The sequence below is a fragment of the Piscirickettsia salmonis LF-89 = ATCC VR-1361 genome, from assembly GCF_000297215.2.
Taxonomy (GTDB): Bacteria; Pseudomonadota; Gammaproteobacteria; order Piscirickettsiales; family Piscirickettsiaceae; genus Piscirickettsia; species Piscirickettsia salmonis.
The window spans coordinates 14,598-37,206 of sequence record NZ_AMFF02000058.1 but is presented as its reverse complement, the minus strand read 5'-3'; the positions used below and the strand labels follow the sequence as shown (position 1 = coordinate 37,206).

Annotated in this window: 21 protein-coding genes, 2 tRNA genes and 1 pseudogene; 4 read left to right on the top strand and 20 right to left on the bottom strand. The window is 39.7% G+C overall.

The features are described 5' to 3' along the window. Together C200_RS16895 and C200_RS06165 are read left to right on the top strand one after the other, a co-directional pair. Positions 1–250: pseudogene (locus C200_RS16895) on the top strand (IS30 family transposase); the annotation flags it as partial. A gap of 23 nt (positions 251–273) precedes the next feature. Beyond that, positions 274–1,356, top strand: coding sequence for a hypothetical protein (locus tag C200_RS06165; protein WP_016211686.1), 1,083 nt, complete (start codon positions 274–276; stop codon positions 1,354–1,356). A 92-nt stretch (positions 1,357–1,448) separates the two neighbouring features. On the opposite strand, the gene C200_RS06160 is transcribed toward C200_RS06165, so the two are convergent. The 11 genes from C200_RS06160 to C200_RS06110 form a co-directional block, all read right to left on the bottom strand. Then, positions 1,449–1,535, bottom strand: a tRNA-Leu gene (locus C200_RS06160). Between the two features lie 14 nt (positions 1,536–1,549). Then, positions 1,550–1,623: transfer RNA gene (locus tag C200_RS06155), tRNA-Cys, on the bottom strand. A gap of 79 nt (positions 1,624–1,702) precedes the next feature. Beyond that, on the bottom strand, positions 1,703–2,278 hold the full coding sequence (gene pgsA / locus C200_RS06150; RefSeq protein ID WP_016211684.1) for a CDP-diacylglycerol--glycerol-3-phosphate 3-phosphatidyltransferase: 576 nt from the start codon (positions 2,276–2,278) through the stop codon (positions 1,703–1,705). 23 nt (positions 2,279–2,301) lie between these two features. Then, entirely contained in the window at positions 2,302–4,107 is a 1,806-nt protein-coding gene (uvrC, locus tag C200_RS06145) for an excinuclease ABC subunit UvrC (RefSeq protein WP_016211685.1), read from the bottom strand. A 30-nt stretch (positions 4,108–4,137) separates the two neighbouring features. After that, positions 4,138–4,782 (bottom strand): UvrY/SirA/GacA family response regulator transcription factor, encoded by a 645-nt coding sequence (gene uvrY, locus C200_RS06140; protein ID WP_016211687.1) that lies wholly within the window; start codon positions 4,780–4,782, stop codon positions 4,138–4,140. A gap of 255 nt (positions 4,783–5,037) precedes the next feature. Then, positions 5,038–5,913, bottom strand: a complete 876-nt coding sequence (locus C200_RS06135; protein ID WP_033923708.1) for an IS982 family transposase — start codon at positions 5,911–5,913, stop codon at positions 5,038–5,040. 204 nt (positions 5,914–6,117) lie between these two features. Continuing rightward, positions 6,118–6,960, bottom strand: a complete 843-nt coding sequence (panB, locus tag C200_RS06130) for a 3-methyl-2-oxobutanoate hydroxymethyltransferase (protein WP_016210292.1) — start codon at positions 6,958–6,960, stop codon at positions 6,118–6,120. A gap of 58 nt (positions 6,961–7,018) precedes the next feature. Then, a complete protein-coding gene (locus tag C200_RS06125) occupies positions 7,019–8,398 on the bottom strand; it encodes a leucyl aminopeptidase family protein (protein WP_016210297.1) in 1,380 nt (459 codons plus the stop codon). 56 nt (positions 8,399–8,454) lie between these two features. Then, positions 8,455–9,780, bottom strand: a complete 1,326-nt coding sequence (locus C200_RS06120; protein WP_230383380.1) for a TolC family outer membrane protein — start codon at positions 9,778–9,780, stop codon at positions 8,455–8,457. Between the two features lie 11 nt (positions 9,781–9,791). Beyond that, positions 9,792–11,318 carry a DHA2 family efflux MFS transporter permease subunit gene (locus C200_RS06115; protein WP_032126458.1) on the bottom strand — a complete coding sequence of 509 codons (1,527 nt, stop codon included), beginning with the start codon at positions 11,316–11,318 and terminating at the stop codon, positions 9,792–9,794. A 5-nt stretch (positions 11,319–11,323) separates the two neighbouring features. Then, a complete protein-coding gene (locus C200_RS06110; protein WP_016210286.1) occupies positions 11,324–12,328 on the bottom strand; it encodes an HlyD family secretion protein in 1,005 nt (334 codons plus the stop codon). 240 nt (positions 12,329–12,568) lie between these two features. Here C200_RS06110 and C200_RS06105 point away from each other — a divergent pair, with 240 nt between their 5' ends. Both C200_RS06105 and speE read left to right on the top strand, forming a co-directional pair. Continuing rightward, the gene (locus C200_RS06105; RefSeq protein WP_016210290.1) at positions 12,569–13,363 is read left to right on the top strand and encodes a substrate-binding periplasmic protein; all 795 of its coding nucleotides are present in this window, start codon (positions 12,569–12,571) and stop codon (positions 13,361–13,363) included. 88 nt (positions 13,364–13,451) lie between these two features. Next, on the top strand, positions 13,452–14,315 hold the full coding sequence (speE, locus tag C200_RS06100) for a polyamine aminopropyltransferase (protein ID WP_016210287.1): 864 nt from the start codon (positions 13,452–13,454) through the stop codon (positions 14,313–14,315). 120 nt (positions 14,316–14,435) lie between these two features. Here the strand turns inward: speE and C200_RS06095 are convergent, their stop codons facing one another. From C200_RS06095 to C200_RS06050, 9 genes are all read right to left on the bottom strand, one after another. Further along, positions 14,436–15,716, bottom strand: coding sequence for an OmpP1/FadL family transporter (locus tag C200_RS06095; protein WP_016210293.1), 1,281 nt, complete (start codon positions 15,714–15,716; stop codon positions 14,436–14,438). A gap of 354 nt (positions 15,717–16,070) precedes the next feature. Next, positions 16,071–16,652: an HU family DNA-binding protein gene (locus C200_RS16095; protein ID WP_016210302.1), complete on the bottom strand. Its 582-nt coding sequence runs from the start codon at positions 16,650–16,652 to the stop codon at positions 16,071–16,073. Between the two features lie 108 nt (positions 16,653–16,760). Continuing rightward, positions 16,761–17,180, bottom strand: a complete 420-nt coding sequence (locus C200_RS06080) for a hypothetical protein (protein ID WP_032126457.1) — start codon at positions 17,178–17,180, stop codon at positions 16,761–16,763. Between the two features lie 907 nt (positions 17,181–18,087). Then, positions 18,088–18,615, bottom strand: a complete 528-nt coding sequence (locus tag C200_RS06075) for a hypothetical protein (RefSeq protein WP_016210289.1) — start codon at positions 18,613–18,615, stop codon at positions 18,088–18,090. A gap of 86 nt (positions 18,616–18,701) precedes the next feature. After that, the gene (gene thiD / locus C200_RS06070) at positions 18,702–19,529 is read right to left on the bottom strand and encodes a bifunctional hydroxymethylpyrimidine kinase/phosphomethylpyrimidine kinase (RefSeq protein ID WP_016210301.1); all 828 of its coding nucleotides are present in this window, start codon (positions 19,527–19,529) and stop codon (positions 18,702–18,704) included. Between the two features lie 49 nt (positions 19,530–19,578). Continuing rightward, positions 19,579–20,241 (bottom strand): ATP-binding cassette domain-containing protein, encoded by a 663-nt coding sequence (locus C200_RS06065; protein WP_016210300.1) that lies wholly within the window; start codon positions 20,239–20,241, stop codon positions 19,579–19,581. 101 nt (positions 20,242–20,342) lie between these two features. Beyond that, a complete protein-coding gene (locus C200_RS06060; protein WP_016210294.1) occupies positions 20,343–20,687 on the bottom strand; it encodes a cold-shock protein in 345 nt (114 codons plus the stop codon). 317 nt (positions 20,688–21,004) lie between these two features. Continuing rightward, the gene (rpoS, locus tag C200_RS06055; protein ID WP_051307327.1) at positions 21,005–22,036 is read right to left on the bottom strand and encodes an RNA polymerase sigma factor RpoS; all 1,032 of its coding nucleotides are present in this window, start codon (positions 22,034–22,036) and stop codon (positions 21,005–21,007) included. A gap of 275 nt (positions 22,037–22,311) precedes the next feature. Then, a partial coding sequence (locus tag C200_RS06050) for a hypothetical protein (protein ID WP_211250922.1) occupies positions 22,312–22,609 on the bottom strand: 298 nt, incomplete at its 5' end.

The window sequence follows — 22,609 nt, the reverse complement described above, 5'->3', positions numbered from 1 at the left end:
CATGAGGCCATTTCAAAGATCACTGAAGCAGACTTTTACTTTGCTAGACCTTATCGTTCTTGTGATAGAGGTCTAAAATGAGCACACAAATGGTTTGATAAGGCGTTTTCTACCTAAAGGGACAGATTTTAATGAAATTAGTGACAAAGAAATAGCAAAAATAGAGCATACATTGAACACCAGAAGAAGAGCGAGTTTGAATTATTGCTCACCTAATCATGTTTTTTTAGAGTATTTGATGGCGGCTTAGTATAGAGTAGTGTTGCACTTCAGATGACGGAGGGCGCAATACCTCACTCTAGTGAAGTTCAACATCAATGCTTAATCTTTCTTAAAGAAGCCTGTTTGGATTTTAATGAGAGCCTTGTGTGCAGAGAATCGATTCATTGCCAAGACCAAGTAGTAGATTGTGACAAAGTCCAGCCACACCTGTTAGATGTTAATATTGAAAGTAAATTTCAAAACCTATTAAGCGAGTTGCAGCAGTGCTCTACAACAGTTGAAGAAGAAAATAACTGTTACAGAAAATTTGAAGAATTTTTCTTAAAAAAAACAAACTATACCCTTGATATTAGAAGGGTCCTCGCTTTCTTTAAAAATACACATTTTCCCATCCACACATTGCATCAGACCCTCCTTTTAGAAGCAATACACTTTAATACTGTTGCCAAATTAACCACATTTTTTAATCCAGCACTTATCGACGCCGCAAATAGTGAAAGTGAAGACTCTCTCTGTAAAGTATTACAAAATCAATTTAGAGAAGCAACAATTAGCCATTTAAGCAAACTCAACTTTTCTTATCACCCAAAAGCATTTAAACAATTAGATAAAATTGGTTTAGGTAAGCTATCTTCTTGCATCCAAGAAGTCCTCGAAAAACCCCAGCGTTTTAAGAGCTATCACTTAACTTTAAAAGACGTAAGTGATGAACTTCAGCAAATATGTAAAAACATTCAACCCCATCTATCGGCGCAAAATCTAAGCGCTGATTCCAATAGTTTTTTATCGTTGTTTCGTTGCTTCAACCCCAAAGCAATAGATTTAGAAGCCTGCTTCAATCAATATCAATTGGCTTCGATGCAAGCTGTTTTCAATTATGCTATGTCTGAAGAGCAAAGCATAGAGCAGTTGGAAAGTCAGCTCTCTCAGCATGAGATTGAGCTCTTGTCTACTTCTAACTTAAAAATTAATTATCCTGACTTTCAAAGCCCTTGTGCTCGATTACTCAGCAAGATAAATATTCAAGCCAATCAATCTCCCAGCTCTCAATTACTGTTTACTTATCAGCAGCAAGCAGAAACTCCTGACTTTGCAATAGCAGAACGCAAAACCTATATCCCTTTGCCAAAATAGTGTTCACTATAAATATAAAGTCGGTCACATGGGCTAGGAAAATAAAGCTAAATTTGCTCTTAAAATATCTGATATAGAAAAGAAGTAAAGAATGGTGCCCGGGGCCGGACTCGAACCGGCACGGTGTTTCCACCGAGGGATTTTAAGTCCCTTGCGTCTACCAATTTCGCCACCCGGGCAATGATCTGTACTATGGAGGCCGGACCCGGAGTCGAACCGAGGTACACGGATTTGCAATCCGCTGCATAGCCACTCTGCCATCCGGCCATCAACGCAGGATTGCTTACCTACACTTAAGTCATACCACTTTGATATGCCTCAACAAATCTGGAATGAATTATATAGACTACATGGAATAAGTCAAGTCCGACCAGGCGGATTTTATATAGATAACCATTGAATATAACGTCAGCGCGGCTGCAACATACATTAATGCCACACCAAACCAAATCGGCCAATCCCACACTTGCCAACCTTGAGCCGGTGCTTTTTGAACGAGCAATACCAATAATGCAATCATTTGAGCGACTGTTTTGACTTTACCTATATGAGAGACTTTCACTGCTGCACGCTTACCAAGTTCTGCCATCCATTCACGCAAAGCGGACACTAAAATCTCTCGACACATAATCACCGCTGCAGGCAGTGCAAACCATGCTGACGCAAACGTACTGACTAAGAGTACCAAGGCCACGGCAACAATCAGCTTGTCTGCCACTGGATCTAAAAATGCACCAAAAGCTGAGGTTTGATTCCAACGCCTGGCTAAAAAGCCATCCAACCAATCTGTCACCGCAGCAACCGCAAAAATAATCGCCGTCGCTAATGGTGCCCAGGTAAAAGGCAAATAATAAATCAGTATGAAAACAGGGATTAACACCATACGTAATAATGTTAAAATATTTGGCAGTCGCATCCGCATCATTCTCACCTTCTTACTCACTCCTAAACCTTATCTTTTAGTGCTTGGACAATACGTTGTGCCAAAGCATCGCCTATGCCATCAATTCGCGCAATGTCTTCAACCCGTGCTTGTTTTAACTCTTGTAAACCACCAAAACTATGCAGTAATGTCTTGCGGCGCTTTGGCCCGACCCCGGCAATACTTTCTATTACAGAGGTGATCTTACCACGTTTTGCACGATGTCCTTCAATTGCAAATCGATGCGCCTCATCGCGCACCCGTTGTAAGAAATGCAATGCTGCACTATCTGCTGATAAAACACGTGCTTCACCCCCATATAAGTGCAATACTTCAAGTCCCGGGCGACGTCCAGGACCTTTACTGATAGCAAGCACCTGCGCAGTCAAATTTAATGCGTTCAGTGCTGTCACAACTGCATTAAACTGCCCACGCCCGCCATCAATCAATAATAAGCATGTATCAAGCTCATACTGAGTTATTTTTTGGTAGCGCCTCAATATACTATTAGCAAGCGCAGCATAATCATCACCTGGCTTTACTCCTGCTATATTAAAACGCCGATACTCTTTCTTCAATGGCCCATCACAATTAAATACCACACATGATGCCACCGTCGCCTGCCCCATGGTATGGCTCACATCGAAACACTCAATCCGACTAATTGCTTCAGACAAGCCCAGCTCAGCCAAACATTCAGTAAATCCATGCTGATAATGCGTATTTTTTGCTAGATGTGTTTTAAGCGCCTGTAGGCCATTGTGGCTTGCTAAAGCCAACCACTTTTTCGCAAGTCCACGCCCTTGCGCACGAATTTTTACCTGACGTCCGCGCTGTTCAGTTAAAATTGTCTCAATATGTTGTTGATTCGCTAAAGGCTGCTCTATACAAATTTGCGCAGGCAACTCTCGAGCAGATCCGAGATACCACTGCACTAAAAATAACTCTAATAATTCATGACGTTCAAAGTCCAAGTCAAACTTTGAAAATATACTTTTATGGCCTAGTAAACAGCCCTCACGCAACATCATCAACTGAATACACAACACACCCTGATCTAATAATAAAACAATAACATCAACACTTTTAGCCTGTTCAAAAACCACCGCCTGTTGCTGCATTGTTCTACGCAAATGGGTAATTTGATCGCGCAATTGTGCAGCCTTTTCAAAGGCTAATTGCTCTGAAGCACTGTCCATCTCACTCGCCAGCCGATCGATTAAAGCCTGGCTTTTCCCCTGCAAAAACAATCGAGTATGACTCACATTAAGCTGGTAATCTTCCACACTCACCCAGCCCACACAAGGCGCAGTACAACGACCAATTTGATGTTGTAAACAAGGCCGTGAACGATTTTTAAAAGCAGACTCCTCACAAGAGCGCAGTTTAAACGTTTTTTGTAAAAGGTTAAGTGCTGCTTTTGCCGCTCCTGCATCAGGATAAGGACCAAAATACTCACCCGCCTGCCGTTTACCCCCACGCTGATAGGTTAAACTAGGAAAATCACCCACACTTAGTACCAAATATGGATAACTTTTATCATCACGCAATAAAATATTATAACGAGGCTTTAAGGTTTTAATTAAAGAGCATTCAAGCAACAACGCTTCTTTTTCAGTATCAGTCACAATGATTTCAACACTTGTAACTTGGCTTACTAAACGCTCTGTTTTGACTGAAGCATGATTTTTTTGAAAATAAGAACTAAGGCGCTTTTTCAAGCTTTTTGCTTTACCCACATAAATAACGTTCGCCTGCCTATCTATCATCTGATAGACTCCGGGCAAATCAGGAACGGTCATTAAAAATGCTGCTGCATCAAACCCCATGCACGTGTAGTAAAATAATCAATTAAGAGGCTAAACTGGAACAGATGGATCTAGCATACCATGACGAATCGCTAAATGTGTTAACTCAACATCACTGTTTACATTTAACTTCTCAAATAAACGGTAGCGATAACTATTGACAGTTTTTGGACTTAAGCAGAGCTGATCAGAAATTTCTTGAACCTTCTGGCCACTGGTAATCATAATCATCACTTGCATCTCTCGCTCAGACAGTTGATCAAATGGTGTATCATCATCGGTTAAGTGCTTTAAAGCAAGCTGCTGCGCAACATCAGGACTAATATAACGTTGGCCGACATGCACTTTACGAATCGCTCGCACCATCTCATCAATATTTGTTCCCTTGGTGATATAACCTGCAGCACCTGCTTGCAAAACACGTGAAGGATAAGGTTCTCCACCATAAACTGTTACCGCTAAAACTTGAATATCCTGATCAATGCGTAATAAGCGGCGAGTCGCTTCCAAGCCGCCCATGCCCGGCATATTTACATCCATCAATACAACATCCGGTCGACTTTGGCGAATAAACTGCAATGCTTCTTCACCACTTTCTGCCTCACCGATAACTTCAATCCCTTGTACATCAGATAATAAACGCTTAATACCCACACGAATCAATTCATGATCATCAACAATGAGGACTTTAATCAAAAGAATGGCTCCTACACGCAATGCGACTGTGTAACTGTTTACAAATCATAACACTATAATAGCCTCAGCGGAAACAGAAAGTCTTATTAAACAAGCCTCGCCACTGAGTTAAGCTAAGGATTTACCTAACTATTTTCAAGAAGAATATCAACGGGGTCATCTCACACGGTGATTCTTTATAAAAAAGTCGGCATCTGCCGACTTTCAACTCATTTTTAATTAATGTTTAACTAAAATACGTGAGTTCGATATAACTCAGCTGGTCAATAGATTACGCTGGATATTAAGCGATGGCTTCTTCTCCTGAAGACAGTAGGCTGCTAATCCAGCAAGAATATTGACCATAAAGTTGTTGACACTACGATGCCTAGAGTGCTCGATTTGTGAGATGTTTTTAAGTTGATCAAATACACTTTCAATAATTCCACGTTTTCTGAGTAAAATTTTATCGATGATAGGCATGAGCCTATTTTTCATATTCTTGCGAATTTTATTGATTAATTGCAGTCCTTTTTCATAAAGCCTGTTAAATAAATCTTGTGAAATGTAACCTTTATCACCAATAATCTTACCTGTCAGACCTTGAGCAATTTCAGGTAATACAACGCGATCATCCGTTGTTGCCTGACTGAGTTTAAAGGCCATCAACTCCCCCATATCATTTACAATTAGATGAAGCTTAAAGCCATAGAACCAGCCCATCGTTGAACCACATTTTTTAGCCAGTCCTTTAAAGACTCTATTTTGATGACTGCGTTTATGATGACAGACTCGTAGTACGGTTGAATCAACAAAATAGATTCCCGTAGGTGTTTTTCTTTGAGCGGCAATAAAAAAACACAGAGGGAGTAATATAGTTGGCATTAATTCAACAAATCGGTTATAGCTCACTGCCTTGGGAAAGTATTTTTTCAAATGGCCCTGGACTTCCCTTTGATAGTAATGTTTGAAGTTACGATAGTGGGATTGATGAAAATAAATCATGATGGTCATTATTTCGCTCGTTGACATGCGGCTTGGTTTATTGCGCTGCTTATCTTGGTGCTCAAGTAATGAGGCTTTCCAGTGAGGCAAGAAAACCTGACAAAAGTCATCGACAATACAAAACAAACCAATTAAGCTGGTATCCATAAGTAGCTCCTTGCAATGGATTTAGACTTTGAGAACCTAAATATTAATTGCAAACGGGCTGCTTTTTCAATAGGACCTTATATCGAACTCACGTTAAAATCTAAAAGTCTGAATTAAGACCTTAAATTTTTAATAGTCGTTTCACTCTTGTGATGCCTATCCAATTCCTCGCCTATATCGCGATCTATTTTATGAACTTACTGACTATGAGAAAGTATGCGTATCATCTTCTGGGAAACTACGCGCTATTACATTCTGAGAATAGGCTTGAACTGCCTGATCAATCTGTTTAGCCACCTCAGCATAACGTTTTACAAACTTAGGTGTGTTTTTAGTCAAGCCAATTAGATCATCAATGACCAACACCTGACCATCGCAGGCATTTGAAGCACCAATACCTATCGTTGGCACCGCAATACTCGAGGTGACAGGCTCTGCGACTTGACTTGCCACACACTCTAATACCACAGTAAAGGCCCCAGCTTCGGCAATGGCACGCGCATCACGCAACACCTGCTCCAAACCTGCATCACCACGCCCTTGAACTTTAAAGCCACCCAAGGCATTCACCGATTGAGGAAGCAAGCCCACATGGCCCATAACTGGAATCCCTCGCGAGGTTAAAAAAGCCACTGTCTCAGCCATTTCAATGCCGCCTTCGATTTTTACCGCCTGACAACCGGTTTCTTTCATCAACCGCGCCGCATTACGAAAGGCCTGCTCTTTAGATTCTTGAAAAGACCCAAAGGGCATATCAACCACCACAAGTGAATAATCCGCATACTGCGCCACAGCGCGGCCATGAGCGATCATCATTTCCATCGTCACCGCAACTGTTGTATCCATGCCATAAATCACATTTCCTAAAGAATCACCCACCAAGAGAATATCTGCATGACGGCTGGCAATACTGGCAACAGGTGCTGTATACGCTGTCACCACCACCACCGGACGCTGCCCTTTTAAGGCTTTAATCTTTGAGACATTCATCGGACGTTGATCCTCAGCCAAATAACCCACGCTTTGCTCCCATATTTTATTCATCATTTATTAATCAATTCACTACTAATTTTACAAACAAACAACTTAAAACTAGAGAGTCCGATTATCCACTGACTCTGGTATATTGCTGTTCTAAGTAAGAGAATACAGTTCTGACTCCCATAATTTCACCCCCTTCAGGGCGCCCCGGCAAACTGCGATTATTATAACCCATCACATCAAAATGAATCCATGGACAGTCACCAACAAATTCTTCAAGATACAGTGCTGCAGTAATCGCCCCACCATAGCCTCCTAGATCGCAGTTGCTTAAATCCGCAATCTGACTATCAATTTTACTTCTATACGCTTTAAATAAGGGCATCGGCCATACCGGATCAGCGAGATCTTCACCTAACTTACGTAGCGCTGTTTCTATCTTGCGCTGATTGGTAAAACAAGCTGGCAATTCCGTTCCTAACGCCACACGCGCTGCCCCTGTCAACGTTGCGAAATCAATCACCAATTCAGGCTGAGCTTCTGCGGCCAGCGCTAAAGCATCACCTAGTACCACACGACCTTCAGCATCAGTGTTTTTAATTTCCACTGAAATACCCTTACGTGTTGCGATCACATCACCAGGACGATAAGCATTGCCAGCAATCGCATTATCGACGGCAGGAATTAATAAGCGCAGGGAAATATTCAACTTTGCCGCCATAATCCAATGAGCCAAAGCAATAGCATGCGCCGCACCACCCATATCTTTTTTCATAAACAACATACCACTAGATGGCTTAATATCTAAACCGCCACTATCAAAGCACACCCCCTTACCCACCAACGTTACTTTTTTATCGGCTTTATCACCCCAATTTAACTCTAATAACCGTGGCGCACGGTCACTGGCCCGACCTACTGCATGAATCGCCGGATAATCTTCAGTAATTAACTCATCACCCACGATTTCTTTAAAATCAGCATTGAACTCTTTAGCAAGCCCTTTGACAGTATCAGCCAGATCTTGTGGCCCCATATCCTCTGCTGGTGTATTAATTAAGTCCCGACCTAAACATAGGGCATTAACCTGCCGATTAACCGCCTGAAAAACCAACACATCACCAATAACCAGTTCTGGGCCTGTTTTTTTACTTTCTTTATAGCGATCAAAACAATAACTGCCAAGCGCAAAGGCAACCGCAGCTTGCTCTTCATTAACCGGCAAAGCGCTAAACATATACTGACCTTGAGGCAAACGGCTTAAGTTGCCAAAGGACCAAAAATCACTCTCATTTGCAATGATTAAAACCACTTGAAAGAGCTGGCCAGCCTCATCACTGAGCAACTGAAACTGACCTACATCCGCCTTAAAGCCTGAGCTTTTTAGCCAATTTTGAGTAAAGGTGCTTTGCCCTTCTAACCATGTTCCAAAATCATCTTTAATCACGGCGTTAATTGCTACCGTCTTTTCTGCACCTGCAATAATCACTAAATTTTTATACATTTTTCACCCTAAATATTTTTCTTATATTTATTTTAATTTAACTTAATTGCTCATTATTACTTGATTTTCGATTTAGAAATTAACCAACTATTAATTTTCTCTAGATCATCAAATGTTAAACTGCCAGCATTACTTTTTAATCGTAAATAATCCAAAATATAATCATAACGGGCTTTCGCCAACAACTGCTGATCACTATTTAAGTTCTGAATCACCCGTAAAATATCCAGCATGGTTGCAACACCTACCGCATAACTCGCTTCATACGTTTTAAGGCTGGTCTCATCCGCCTTAACCGCAGCTTCAAAAGCTCGAATAGAGCTTAATTGTGCGGTCATTCCTAAAAAACTTTGCCGAGCATTACTAACAGCAGCGCGCTGCGCTTTAACTAAGCTATAATGCGCCGCATCGTATTGATTGATCGCCTGTTGTGTTTGTGCCGTAATTAATCCACCACTGAAAATAGGCACATTCAGCACCAAATTAATCGCCGCATTATGGTTATTACCGGCAACACCACTAATCACACCACTCGGATCCCGATTATAGCTATAGCTTAATTCTAAGTCTAAGGTTGGATAATGACCGGCATGATTAATATCAATCGAAGTTTTAGAAATTTCCGCGTCAAAACGCGCTGTTTTCATATCTAAATTATTATTACTAGCTACCGTTTCCCAATAATGAATATCATTCGGCTGTGGCCCTTCAAAGTTGATTTTTGTTCTCAAAGGAGAAAGTGTTTTATAGCGAACCCCTGTAATCGCTCGCAAAAATTCCCAACTCGTTGCTACTGTATTTTCTTTTTGAATCAAGTCAGCACGCGCCTGATCATAGCTAGAACGTGCATCAAGCACATCACTCATGGGCTTAACACCGACTTTATGCTGCTGCTCGACTTTATCTAAGTTATTTTTTAGGCTATTAACCTGAGATTGTGCTGACACTAAATTATCTTTTGCCTCAAGCACATTAAAATAAGCCGTTGCCACATCCAACATCAGCGTTTGCTTCGCCCCTTGTAACACTGCGTCAGCTTGAGCGGCCTGTTGCTCAGCCTGATCCACTGTCTGCCACTGAGCATAATCGACTAAACTTTGCGTCAGCGTCAAACTGTAGCCACGACCATTTTCAACTACGCCACTGTTTAATTTAACCCGATTAATACTGCCTGTTAACGATAGCTGTGGAAACAAAGGGCCTTTAGCAATCGCTACACTTTCATGCGTTGCCTGATGCGTTGCCAATGCGGCCTGGTAGGTTGGATCTTCAACTGTTGCTTTTTGATAAATCTGCACCAAGTTCTCACTCAATGCAGATGCGCTGTAAATAAGTATCCCAGCACTACATAGTGCTCTACACAGCATTTTTCTTTTTATCATTTTAATTTAACCTAATTGACCTTATTTACCTTTTTTCTTAATACTAACGCACAAGGCAGTAAAATTATTGACGACACTGTTGCAAAATAAAACACATCATTAAACGCCAGCATGGTTGCCTGCTCATTGACGATATTGCCCAAACGTGCAATCGTTTGCGAATCTTGAATACTTTGATGATTCACTTCCAGCCAACGCGTCAAATTATGGTTAAAAGCGTTAACATAGCCGCTCAATTCATTCCAGTTTACCTGTGATAAACGCACAAATATAGTCCCCATAATCGACACGCCAATCGAGCCACCGATACTGCGAGCAAAACTAAATATTCCTGCTGCCTCCGCATGATCTTCAGGTGACAAATTCCCATAAAATGTTCGTGCTAAGGGAACAAAGACTAAGGCTGATGCAGCCCCTTGAATAAGATTGGGAATCAAAACTGCTTGTGGGTCAATGTAGAGATTAAATGTACTCATCATCAAATAACCCCCGCTCGCTGTAAGTAAAAAACCCAGCATCACTAACCAGTGGGCCGCAATAAAACGCATCAATAATGGCAACGTCATCATCGCTATAGCCGCAATAATCCCCCGGGGTGCCAATACTTCACCAGTGGTTAAGGCCGGATACTGAAGTAATGTTTCTAAAAACAACGGCAACCAAGAGAGTAATCCCATGAGCACCATACAATAAGCCAAAATTAAGAAAATCGACCCAGCAAATAAACGATCTTTAAATAACCCTAAATTAATAATATTTTTGCGGCCCATGCGAATGCCGCGATACAGAAAATAAGCAAAGCTACTCACAGCAATCATGCTTAAAATTATAATCTGATCAGATGCAAACCAACCCTTACTACTCCCCTGGTCCAAAACCACCTGAAAGCTACCGACCGCTAAAGCCATCACGCTCATGCCTAACCAGTCAACTTTACTTGATTTACGCTCAGTTTCTGTAATAAAAATAGCAATCAAAGGCAAAACAATAAGACAAATTGGAATATTAACAAAAAAATCCCAACGCCAGTTAATATTCTGTGTTAAATAACCACCAATAATAGGACCAAATACCGGGGCAGTCATAATCCCCATGCCATACAAAGCCATTGACTTATTACGCTCTGAGTCTGGACGATTAGCAAACAAGTCATTAATAGTCGCCTGAGAAATCGGTGCAAGCAAAGCACCAAAACCTCCTTGCAAAGCGCGAAATACCACAATTTCTGCCAAATTCGTTGCAAAGCCACACAGCGCAGAAAATACTCCAAAGCCAATAATAACAACAAATAATAAACGCTTACGACCAAGACGAGCGGTTAAAAACCCACTTAAAGGCATAACAATAGCCGACATCACCATATAAGAGGTAACTGTCCAGCTAATTTGCTCAGAAGTTGCTCCTAATGAGCCACGCATATCTTGCAACGATACCGTCACAATCGTCATATCTAAAATTTCAAGCGCAGTCACTAGTACCAAAATGAACGTGATAATCCAGCGCGACCAAGTATTCTCATCTAGTTTCAGTGCATTCACGCCGATTAACTCGATTGACTCTTAACACTCACACTCACACTCACAGTCACAGTCACCGTCGCACTACTACCAACACGCAGCGGATAAGACACGGGTAATTGGCCAGTGAAAGAAATTTTAACAGGGAAACGCTGTGTTACTTTCACCCAATTGCCTGTCGCATTTTCAGGTGGCAATAAAGAAAAGCTCGCACCACTGCCATAACTCATACTCGCAACCTTGCCTTTAAAACGAACGCCTGGATACATATCAATCACGATGTTTGCACTCTGACCGACGTTAATCCGACCTATATCAGTTTCTTTAAAGTTCGCATCCACCCACCACTCGTTATTTTCAATTAAAGCAAACTGTGACTGTAAGGCAGTCACGGTATCTCCAGGACGTAAGCTCACTTGGTCTAAAATTCCAGCAGCAGCTGCATAAATTTTGGTATGTGAAAGATTCAGCTTCGCTTGATCAACATCTGCTTGAGCCTGACGAATTTGTGCATTCATATCACCGAATGGACCAAGCTGATCACGTGCCTGTTTTAAACTTTCCTGAGCCGCTTGTAATGCTGCTTTGGCTACAGTCAGTTGTGAGCGCACCTGATCACCTTCTGCAATCGAGACTTGCCCTTTTGCGACTAAGGCCAGTGTGCGCTTAGCATTTTGCTCAGCTAACGTAAGCTCAGCGCGCTTTTGGGCAACAATAGCCTGATCTGCAGCAATATTATCACGCGCTGATTGCACCGACTGCTGCTCTACCGCGAGCTTCGCTTCAGCTTGCTGCAACGCAATCTTAAATTGCTTCGGCTCAAGCGTGAACAATAGCTCACCTTGACTTACCTGCTGATGATTCTTGATCAACACCTGATCAGCACGACCAGAAACCTGAGACGCAATATTAACAATGTGTGCTTTTACATATGCATCATCTGTCGAAGGATGCAAACGGTTATAATGCCAATACCCTCCAGCAGCAATCACCACTGCAATGATAATTAATGCAACTATCAATTTTCTCATAATCAACTGACCATTCAATTAAATTTTATAAATAAAAAAGCAAGCGAGTGCGGACTCAAACCGACATGATACGGCAGAGCCTAAGTCACCGCAAGCCAGCGCACCAGACCCCAACCTAAATTATTATCTAGTGATTATCTAAGACAGCTCCCGAAGCAACCCTGACAAAGTTGTTAATTAATTTTTATTAGAAGACCACCGCGATGCTGACTATACTGCTAATGGAGGTATCATAAACCCATGAAAAAAAGTATCTACTATTTCTTTTTTCCAGCAGGCATTTTACTTTATCAACTGTTTTCAAGTGCCTTGGCTTTTGCAGCCTGCACACAAACACTCAATATTGCTTACGATGGGCACTGGCCTCCTTATCAATACACCATAAATAACAGGCCTAAAGGCATTGACCTTGTTCTGATCAACCACATTATGCAACGCATCGGCTGTAATCTAGTTTACAAACGCGTCGCCCATAATCGCGTTGCCAATGACTTAAAATTAGGCTGGGCTGATGTTGCATTATCGCTACCACGCACCTTGCAAAACAAAAATGGACTCTATTTTTCCAATACCATACGCCAGAGACAGCTTTCTCTCTTTGTCCTTAAAAAAAATGCCCTACGCTTTAACTTCCCTTCTTTATTAGACTTGCTCAATACGACATTTAAACTGGGTACTAGCTTAGGTGGCCATTACGGACCACTCTACCAACAGTTTGTCCAGCGCGGTGGCTCTTTAAATATCCGCACAGCTGATAATGATTATGAACTGCCACGCTTATTAATCACTAAAAAGCTCAATGGCTACCTTATGGAGACTCAGCGGGGCTATTATCTCCTAAAAAAAGTTCGGCTGCTTAGCCAAATCACTAGCACTGAAACACGCATTGAGAGTGATCCTGCACCACTTTATATTGCTTTTAGTAAAAAGACCGTCTCACGCAGCCTTGTAAAGCAAGTCAATGCTGTCTTAATAGAGATGCAAATCGATGGTACGCTTGAGAAAATATTAAACGCGTATTCACCAAAACGTTAGCAAAGTGCTAGCACCTGCAAGCATTTATCGTTAAGATAACGCTCCTAACACTTTTTTAGTCAATTACTATACATTTTAGGGAATGATCATGAGTCTTGATCACACTTGGTTCTCAGAAAGCTACACACCCTCAGGCTCCGCTTTCTCTTTAAAAATTACTGATAAAATTCACTCCGAACAATCGAAGTTTCAAACCATTGATATTTACCAAACTGAAACCTTTGGCAAGCTCATGGTCATCGATGGCTGCACTATGGTCACGACACGTGATAATTTTTTCTATCATGAAATGATGACTCACCCATTGCTTTATAGCCACAATAATCCAGAGCACATCCTCATCATCGGTGGTGGTGATTGTGGCACTTTACAACAGGTACTCAAGCACCCAACAACACAATCAGCAACACAAATCGATATTGACGAGCGAGTCACTGCACTTGCTAACATACATTTTCCAGAACTTTGTACTGATAACAATGATCCCCGCGCAACCATTTTATTCGAAGATGGTATTGACTGGATTCGCAAAGCTCAAAAAAATTCGCTGGATATTATTGTTGTTGATAGTACAGAGCCTGAAGGGCCAGGTGAGGTTTTATTTACCGATGAATTTTACGGCTACTGTTTCAATGCCCTAAAAGAAAACGGTATCCTTGCTATTCAAAGTGAGTCACCCTTCTACCATGTTGATTTATTAAACACACTGTGCCATCGTTTTAAAAAAGTTGGTTTTAAGTCCACACGCTTACATCATTACCCACAACCAATTTATCCAAGCGGCTGGTGGAGCACATTACTCGCTAGCAAAAATGGTGAGTTTGCTTTCCGCAAACAAGACGCTGAACACAAGTCATTTGTGACCAAATATTATAATGCCAACATTCATGAATCAAGCCAGATTCTACCTGAATACTTACTTAAAGCGTTACCACAGTTAACTCAAGGCTAGCTAAATCAATCATCTAGCTTCTTCCAGTACTCAATATCAATAAAGAAAGCTTTAATTTTGCTTTCTTTATTATTACACATGATAACATTAGGCCAATTTTAGACCAATAAAAAAGTCCACCTAAAATTTCCAACTCACCCCCAAACCAAAGACATTAGCATAGCCACTGTAATTAGCTTGTACATTATTAAGGGCATCAATACTTGTTTTGTTAATAGTAGAATCTTGCATAAAAATGCGCTGATACACAGCATCTACACTAAAATTTTTATCAACATGATAACCTACACCAATGGTCGCCCAAATACGATTAGAGTCTGGAATTCGTGCATCTCGGTCGATATTATTTGCCGGTGTTTGATCAAATGCTGCACCAAAGCGCAGTTGCCACTTCGGCGTTAAGTCATATGCACTACCTAAAGAAAATAACCATGCATTCTTATAGTTTAAATCTGAATCCATAGTCACGGAGCCTACACCTGGCACACTAATATTAACGTTAATACTTTGAACACTGCTCCACTCTACATATTGGGCATTCGCCATGACTTTCCATTTAGGCGTAATTTTTTGCGTAATGCCTAAATTCCAAACAGCAGGCAATTCTAAATCTGCACTTGCACTACCTAGCAACCCTGTCGCAGCAGGAACCCCAGCCGTTGATAAAGAAGCATCTCCTTCAATGACACTTTTAACGGCCGAGCGATAACTTAAGCCGAGTACTGTCGAGTGCATCGGCCTGTACTGTACCCCAAGTAAGTAGCCATACCCCCAATCATCTCCTGAGACTGTAGAGGGCTGCGTCGCAGGTAAAACACTCGCAGAGCCACTGTATTGAGACAAAGTCACTTTAGTGCGCACCGCAGAGACACCAACACCCAAAGACCACTGATCATCCAGCTTAAAAGCGATCGTTGGCGTAATTGCAACAGATTCAATTTTTGAGTCCATCGCTTCATAACGCCCAACCCAATCATTTCCATATTGAGTTTCCAGCCCCCAAGGCACTGTAACCGATAAACCTGCAACAACCTTGCCATTGACCTTCCAAGCCGCATACATATTTGGAACTAAAGCGCTATTAGCTACATTGCCATTCTGGGAAGTACCAGCTAATGCTGCACCAGATTGAGTTGCACTGGCATCTTTTAATGTGACTTTAGGGTCTATATAAGACCCTCCTAAATAAACTTCATTGGCAGTAACCCCACCTAAAGATGCGGGGTTTAGGTACATCGCATCGACATCACCCCAACTTGAGGCCGCTCCTGCAAGAGCAGATCCTTGCAGTTTAGGGCTCATCTCATTAATTTGAAAACCAGCAGCATAAACAACCATAGGTGTAGCAGCAGTGCTTAATGCAGCAATTACAAATGCAAGACCTTTAATCTTATAACTCATGGACACACTACCTTGTGTAAATTAAAGTTTGATCTTCCCATTGTGATCCAACTAAACATTATTATAATAAGCCTTACTAAATTAAACTGAGTTAAAAAAAGAAGACTGTACTGCTAAATAAACTATTACTTATTTACCTATTACCCAAAGCATCTACTTGAAAAAATTATACTTTCATTGATACAGTGAATTTCAAAATGTCATGCTCAACATGCATAACTATAACTGTAGATTAATTTTATATTTTCTAAGTGTCATAACTTAAGACTAAAATACTTAAAACAAAAGACAGTTAATTACTGTCTTTTGCTGTTTTTATAGTTGATAATTAGCAATCAAGTTTCACCTTGACAACTAATCCGACACCATATCTTTAAGTGCTTTTAGTGCAGAAACACGTGCAACAGAGTGTGCTTTTTTCGCAGGCACCATCACTTGCCCAACCGTTGGGCTTTGAATCATGCGTTTCTTGGTTGCTTTACGCTTGCTGCGAAACATTTTTACACCCAGTTTTGGTAAAATAAATTCACCGGCACCTCTTTTTTGTAAATGAGCATACGCAATATCTTTAAGCGAATCAAAAACAGCCTCAACTTGCTTTAAGCTTAAATCACTTTCCTCTGCAATCTGACGGAAAGTATCTTTTGCTGTATAGCGTTGAGAAATTGCTGACATAGCTTTCTTCGCCGTTGCTTTCTTTTTCGCAGCAGATCGCTTTGTTGCTACTTTCTTTTTAGCCACGGGCTTTTTCGCTGCAACTTTTTTCTTTGCTACAGTTTTTTTCGCCGTAACTTTCTTTTTAGCTGCCGTTTTTTTTGTAGCTATTTTTTTCTTCGCTGCAGGCTTTTTCGCCACAACTTTCTTTCTAGCTGTTGTTTTTTTCGCAGCTACTTTCTTCTTCGCTGCAGGTTTACGAGTGGAAGTTTTTGTCGCCATAATACCGTCCCTAGTTTTTAGCTCCTATTAGCGAAAATAGTTCTCTAAAAAAAGAATGTCAACCTTTATCATAAAAAAAACAAAATTAATTTAACTTCTCTATGGTATTTAACAAGCAACTAATTTAAATCTTGATGCTGGTGAGAGAAAAATAATTTCATTATTTGGACGAATATAAAAACGGACAATATCAGGTAATTCGCCTAATAAATTAAAATCTAGTGTTTCATCATAAGCGTCTTCTGGAGGGGCTAAACGAATACCAAATTGATTCAGCAACTCGGTAAAACGTCTAATTGTCGCTGATGAAGAAATTTTTGACTGAATACTGATATAATTAAACTCAAATAAAGTGTCCCAATAGTCCTTTACTTGCACTGAGTGCATTTTACCAGTGACAAAATCTTGGCAAGCTCCAGAAATAACCTTCAATTTATCATTCAAGGCAAATTCAAAAGTATCCCCTTGGCCATCACGATCAACAAAATATGCACTTAAGATAACCTCAGAGCGTTGAATAAACTTCATCCAATCATCCACTAAATTAATTATTTTGATTTACTCATTAGCCATCTTACAATTGTTATGCCAAAAACTATCAAGCTAAGTTACTTTATCACCAGCACTCCAATGGTATTCACAGAATGACCAAACAGCTTAATTTAGAGCAAAATAATGATAAAACTCAATAGGATTAATTTTTAATTAATTATTTACTAAAATAATAAATCGAGTATAAAATTTTTATTTTATTTACCAGCTAGGCGTGTACCTATTGCCGCACAAGCGCTGCCTGAAATATTACACCTTTCACTCATCGGCTTACTTTATAAATACTTATTTTTAAAATATAAATAAATCACATATTTTCATTAAATTATAACGGTAAACTTTAAGCTTTAACTAAATTTAATCATTCATATATTATACTGAGTTCCCATAGTTATTTTTTCATTAAAAGCAAATATTTATAAGAATTAAAGAAAGCATATCATACTCAGCCTTTGCCAGGCTATTCTAGCTAATCATTGATACTTATCTAATGCACTTTAGTGAAGCACTATAATATAAATATAAAAGCAATCACATTTACAGTTTATTATGGCAAGAACATGCCTTGTCTTGTAGCTTTATTTTTTCACTGCCTTCTTCTAAAGATCTGCTACAAAACACATAACATAACAACAACCTAATTGTTATATTTTGAAGCAACACCTTTCTTTAATTCAAAGTAAACGATGCCACATTAACTTTCATATGCTTTTGATGTCGCCATGCCATACTATAATCACAGCCACTTCTTAAATAATCAAAATTCCACTTCTTTAAAGAAAGCAAAAAATCAAGATGTTAATATAATTAAATCCTATAACTATTAATAATTTTACTTATATATAATACACACAATTATAATCTATCTCCTAGATAATAACGATTACTTATCTAACATTTGAATAAAATCATATAGTTCAATTTTCACTTTATCCAAAGATAAATTTGCCGTACGCGTTTGATACAAAGATGGCAATAACACCTCTAACTGTGATTGCACTTTTACCTCAGGGTGCTCTTCTAGCCAATTTAATAATAATTCAATATCTGCAGGAGCAATCGCATCATCTGCAAGCACACCATAGCACAGACCGATAAATACAGCCCAGGGATCCTCACGATTCTGATAGGCACTAAAAATTGCCTCAAAGCCTTCAATAAGACTCTGCATCGTTGCAGGACGCACAGGATGCTCTTCTAAAGCAATATTAATTAACTTAACGATATCAGAACCTGGGTGCTCTTCTGTTAACTCAATCTGAGAGTAAATCCAATCTTTTAAAAAAATCAGTTCTTCATCAAGAATTTGGTTATCTGCCATAATACCATGGCATAACCCTAATAAAATACCCTCTTTAAAGTAAGAAGAAGAAGGCGTTTGCGTTGGTTTTTTTTTAATGAGTGTATCCATGCAGTTGACTATCCTTAATAAAATTACATCACTTCTTCTTATAGATACAGATAAATCGGTAAAATATCAAGTAAACTGTATTGGACTTAATCTTGATACTCATGTTGATAAAAGTGATGAACCGGGCCATGGCCTTTTCCCAAAGAGTATTTCTGGCCTTTAGTAATTGCACCTTGCAAAAAGTCAATGGCTACTGCTACTGCTATACCAAGCTCTTGGCCTTTTGCCATATTCGCTGCGATTGCAGAGGACAGTGTACACCCCGTACCATGCGTATTTTTTGTAATAATTTTTTCATGTTTAAACCACATTTTTAATTCATTATGATAAAGTAAATCGGCTAATATATTATCAGGCAAGTGCCCACCTTTTATTAGTACCGCTTTTGCACCTTGCTCATCAACCATAGTTTTAGCAGCGCCTAACATATCTGCTTGGCTCTTAATCTCACTACCCGTGAATAAACACGCTTCATATAAATTAGGCGTTACCAACGTACAGTAAGCCATTAACTCTTTAAATAAATCAATGTGTGTCGCTGCTGTTAATGTATCACCACAGCTTGCAACCATCACCGGATCAAAAATAACAGGGATATCAATACCCCGAATAAAATCAGTCACAACATTTATAATATCTTGATTTGCAAGCATGCCAATTTTAACCGCATCAATACCAACATCATTAACTACAGCGTCAATTTGAGCGCGGATTAACTGTGCTTGAATTACTTGAATTTCTTGGACACCAACGGTATTTTGTGCAGTAATCGCTGTAATTGCACTCATGCCATAACAGTCTAACGCGGCAAACGTCTTTAAATCAGCCTGAATACCTGCGCCACCACTGCTGTCTGATCCAGCAATTGTTAAAACACGATAATACTGATTTTGTCCTGATATTTGCTGTTTCATCAATCAATCACTCATTTATTAAAAAAATTATGCAATTATCTCATGATTCTTACTTCATTGTTAAATGAACAGGAATGAGGTGACTATTTTCTAACTTGACCCGCTGATCTATTTGCTTAAAAAACTGACTTTCTTCGTGTAATAGCAAAGAACTTGTATAAATCACTGAAAATTTACCTTCTTGCTGTAAATGACAAAGTAAACGTGCTAAACGTTTCTTCAGAGCACATGGAAAATCACGCCAAGGCTCATCAAGTAGATAAAACCGCGCTTGCTGCACCAATGCTCTAGCAAAAACGACACGAATGTAGCTAAATATATTTAAATCTTTTGGGTAATTTTTTAATAAATGCGTTAAATTCATTTTTTTAGCAATAACATCAATATGTTGACGAATTTGCTGACGCTTTACCCCTTTAAGATAAAGGCGATAAGCAAGGTTTTCATACACCGTTGATTCAGGATGCAAACTATAATTAGCAAAAATCAATACAAAATTATTTTTCTGTGTGTTATTTATCGTTTGATTATCAATCAAAATACTGCCATCAGTGCACTCTTCCTGACCACTAATAACTTTTAATAGCACAGACTTACCACTTTCTGACTTTCCAGATATTAGACAAAACTCACCTTGAGCCACGCGGAGTGCCCCTTTAGACAACACCGTCTTCATACCATAAGACTTAGTCAGCGCTTTAAGCTCTAACACAAATACATCAACCCTTAGACTATAACTATTCACTGCAAAATAAAAAAGGCGCTTAAAGCACCTTTAAAGCCATCATTTTGCCTATTTGTAGTTGTTAGTAGCTAAATGAGCTGATGAGCTGCAAACCCAACCACAAGACCAACCACGAAAGTAATCAGTGCCGATGTAACTGCCATCGCAACGCATTGCTGCACAGAAACACCTTCACCCACTACATTTGTTGTAACCGCTTTTGCTAGAACCTCTTCACTAATAGGGTGAATATCATAAGCGCGAAAGCGATCACCCTCTAAAGACTCATAATCAAAAGCAACGTCAATACCAGGCTTAATCAAGCGCACATTCAGTATGTCTTCCATTTTAAAATAAATATCTTGGTTCATATCATCACAAACAATAAAGCCATATTGCTGCTTACGATCAAAAAACTTTATAGTACCTTTCATTGCCCGTTCATGCCTTAATCATTGTATCTTTTAAAAATTATAGCAGCCCTGACTGTCCTTCACCTTCAATTAATCCATTGAAAGTTAAGCTAAAACGAGCCATTGAAGCAGCCAAAACACTATTTTTCTTGCATGTTCAACAAAAATCATTATAATAACACGTCTAGTAGATTTTGGCTAAAGTTTAAGCCTGACTGCCCGATGTAATTAAGGTAGACGGCAAAACTTTGCCGCCTAGGTCCTCTGAAAGTCAGCGTTTGCTGACTTTTTTTATTTTCTAGCCCTCTCTATAATCTTAATATCTGTGTCAATCAGCTTTATACCATCAACATTTCGCTGGATAGGTTATGTCCTTCAAGCATTTCACGTAAACGCTTTAACGCTTCCACTTGAATCTGACGAACACGCTCACGGGTTAAGCCAATCTCACGCCCTACTTGCTCCAAAGTCGCCGCTTCATGACCACGCAGCCCAAAGCGGCGCATCACCACCGAACGCTGTTTATCAGTCAAGTCATTCAACCATTGATCCAAGTGTTCTTTAATATCTTCACTTTCCATCCAAGAGGCTGGCTCTGATGCGCTGTTTTCTTCTGCGATACTATCAAGTAACGATTTCTCAGCCTCATCTCCCCACATGCTATCAACCGAGGAAATCCGCTCATTCAAAACCAGTATTTTTTTAATATCTTCTACAGGCTTATCTAATAGTTCAGCAATCTCTTCAGCACTCGGTTCATGATCAAGCAGCTGTGATAACTGGCGTGCGGCACGTAAATATAAATTTAACTCTTTTACCACATGAATAGGCAAGCGGATGGTTCGCGTCTGATTCATAATCGCCCGCTCTATGGTCTGGCGAATCCACCAAGTCGCATAGGTTGAGAAACGAAAACCGCGCTCTGGATCAAATTTTTCAACCGCACGAATTAAGCCTAAATTGCCTTCTTCAACAAGGTCTAATAAAGATAAACCTCGATTAATATAGCGACGAGCAATTTTAACAACTAAGCGCAGATTACTTTCTATCATCCGCCGTCTGGCATCTTGATCTCCACGCTGTGCGCGCCTGGAGTAATACACTTCCTCTTCAGCAGACAACAAGGGTGAAAAGCCAATCTCACCTAGGTACAGCTGTGTTGCATCTGGACTTCCTGTTGATTCTTGATTCGCTTCTCGACGCTTCCTCCGCTGCGTAGTGGGCTTAACTTTGGCCTTATTTGCTAATTTATCATCTTTAGCTTTCTCAACGCTAGGCTCAGTCATACCCCCATCATTAATGGACTCCTCTAGCAATAACGAATCATTTAATTCTAAAGCGGCTTTGCTTTGATCGACTTGATTAATCATAGAGGCCTCCTTGCCTAAACTTATCTTGCTTTACATAACTCACTATAAAATCAAATAAAATTTGACTCCAGTGACTTTTTTTAAAAAACAACTATTTTTTAGCTATACTCAAAAGAGTAAACCTCTAAAAGCTATTGACTGGCAACAACTTAGACGTCTTATAAGACTATGCTTACAATAAAGCTATTTAATATCCTTAGCAAAAAGAGTAAAAACACGTACAAACAATACTCATCCTTGATGTCAACAAATCAGCGAAAATCTGCAAAAAATATTTACAATATATTTAAGCCACACTGCATATTCGAATTATTCAAATTCTTGTTATCAGAACGATGTTGATGGCAATGTTGATGAAACAACTGACCATGACAACGCTCATCCACCATCACATAGTCATCGATTAGACAATCCTCCTGCAAAGGCCTATCTTCAATACACAATAACCAATTCAATAAAGTTTTATTTAATTTAGCATCATTTTTTTCTAACGATCTCACCTTACGCACTGACATGATAAACAATGTATAATGAAATCTGATAGATACAGGGATTTCATCAGGAATGAATAAA

Coding starts and splice junctions, on each gene's coding strand:
- rpoS (WP_051307327.1), bottom strand. CDS start 22,036: ATGATTAATCAAGTCGATCAAAGCAAAGCCGCTTTAGAATTAAATGAT.
- speE (WP_016210287.1), top strand. CDS start 13,452: ATGAGTCTTGATCACACTTGGTTCTCAGAAAGCTACACACCCTCAGGC.
- uvrC (WP_016211685.1), bottom strand. CDS start 4,107: ATGGGGTTTGATGCAGCAGCATTTTTAATGACCGTTCCTGATTTGCCC.
- C200_RS06135 (WP_033923708.1), bottom strand. CDS start 5,913: ATGGATACCAGCTTAATTGGTTTGTTTTGTATTGTCGATGACTTTTGT.
- C200_RS06120 (WP_230383380.1), bottom strand. CDS start 9,780: ATGATAAAAAGAAAAATGCTGTGTAGAGCACTATGTAGTGCTGGGATA.
- thiD (WP_016210301.1), bottom strand. CDS start 19,529: ATGAAACAGCAAATATCAGGACAAAATCAGTATTATCGTGTTTTAACA.
- C200_RS06060 (WP_016210294.1), bottom strand. CDS start 20,687: ATGAAAGGTACTATAAAGTTTTTTGATCGTAAGCAGCAATATGGCTTT.
- C200_RS06075 (WP_016210289.1), bottom strand. CDS start 18,615: ATGGATACACTCATTAAAAAAAAACCAACGCAAACGCCTTCTTCTTCT.
- panB (WP_016210292.1), bottom strand. CDS start 6,960: ATGATGAATAAAATATGGGAGCAAAGCGTGGGTTATTTGGCTGAGGAT.
- pgsA (WP_016211684.1), bottom strand. CDS start 2,278: ATGCGGATGCGACTGCCAAATATTTTAACATTATTACGTATGGTGTTA.
- C200_RS06125 (WP_016210297.1), bottom strand. CDS start 8,398: ATGTATAAAAATTTAGTGATTATTGCAGGTGCAGAAAAGACGGTAGCA.
- C200_RS16095 (WP_016210302.1), bottom strand. CDS start 16,652: ATGGCGACAAAAACTTCCACTCGTAAACCTGCAGCGAAGAAGAAAGTA.
- C200_RS06095 (WP_016210293.1), bottom strand. CDS start 15,716: ATGAGTTATAAGATTAAAGGTCTTGCATTTGTAATTGCTGCATTAAGC.
- C200_RS06165 (WP_016211686.1), top strand. CDS start 274: ATGACGGAGGGCGCAATACCTCACTCTAGTGAAGTTCAACATCAATGC.
- C200_RS06080 (WP_032126457.1), bottom strand. CDS start 17,180: ATGAAGTTTATTCAACGCTCTGAGGTTATCTTAAGTGCATATTTTGTT.
- C200_RS06105 (WP_016210290.1), top strand. CDS start 12,569: ATGAAAAAAAGTATCTACTATTTCTTTTTTCCAGCAGGCATTTTACTT.
- C200_RS06110 (WP_016210286.1), bottom strand. CDS start 12,328: ATGAGAAAATTGATAGTTGCATTAATTATCATTGCAGTGGTGATTGCT.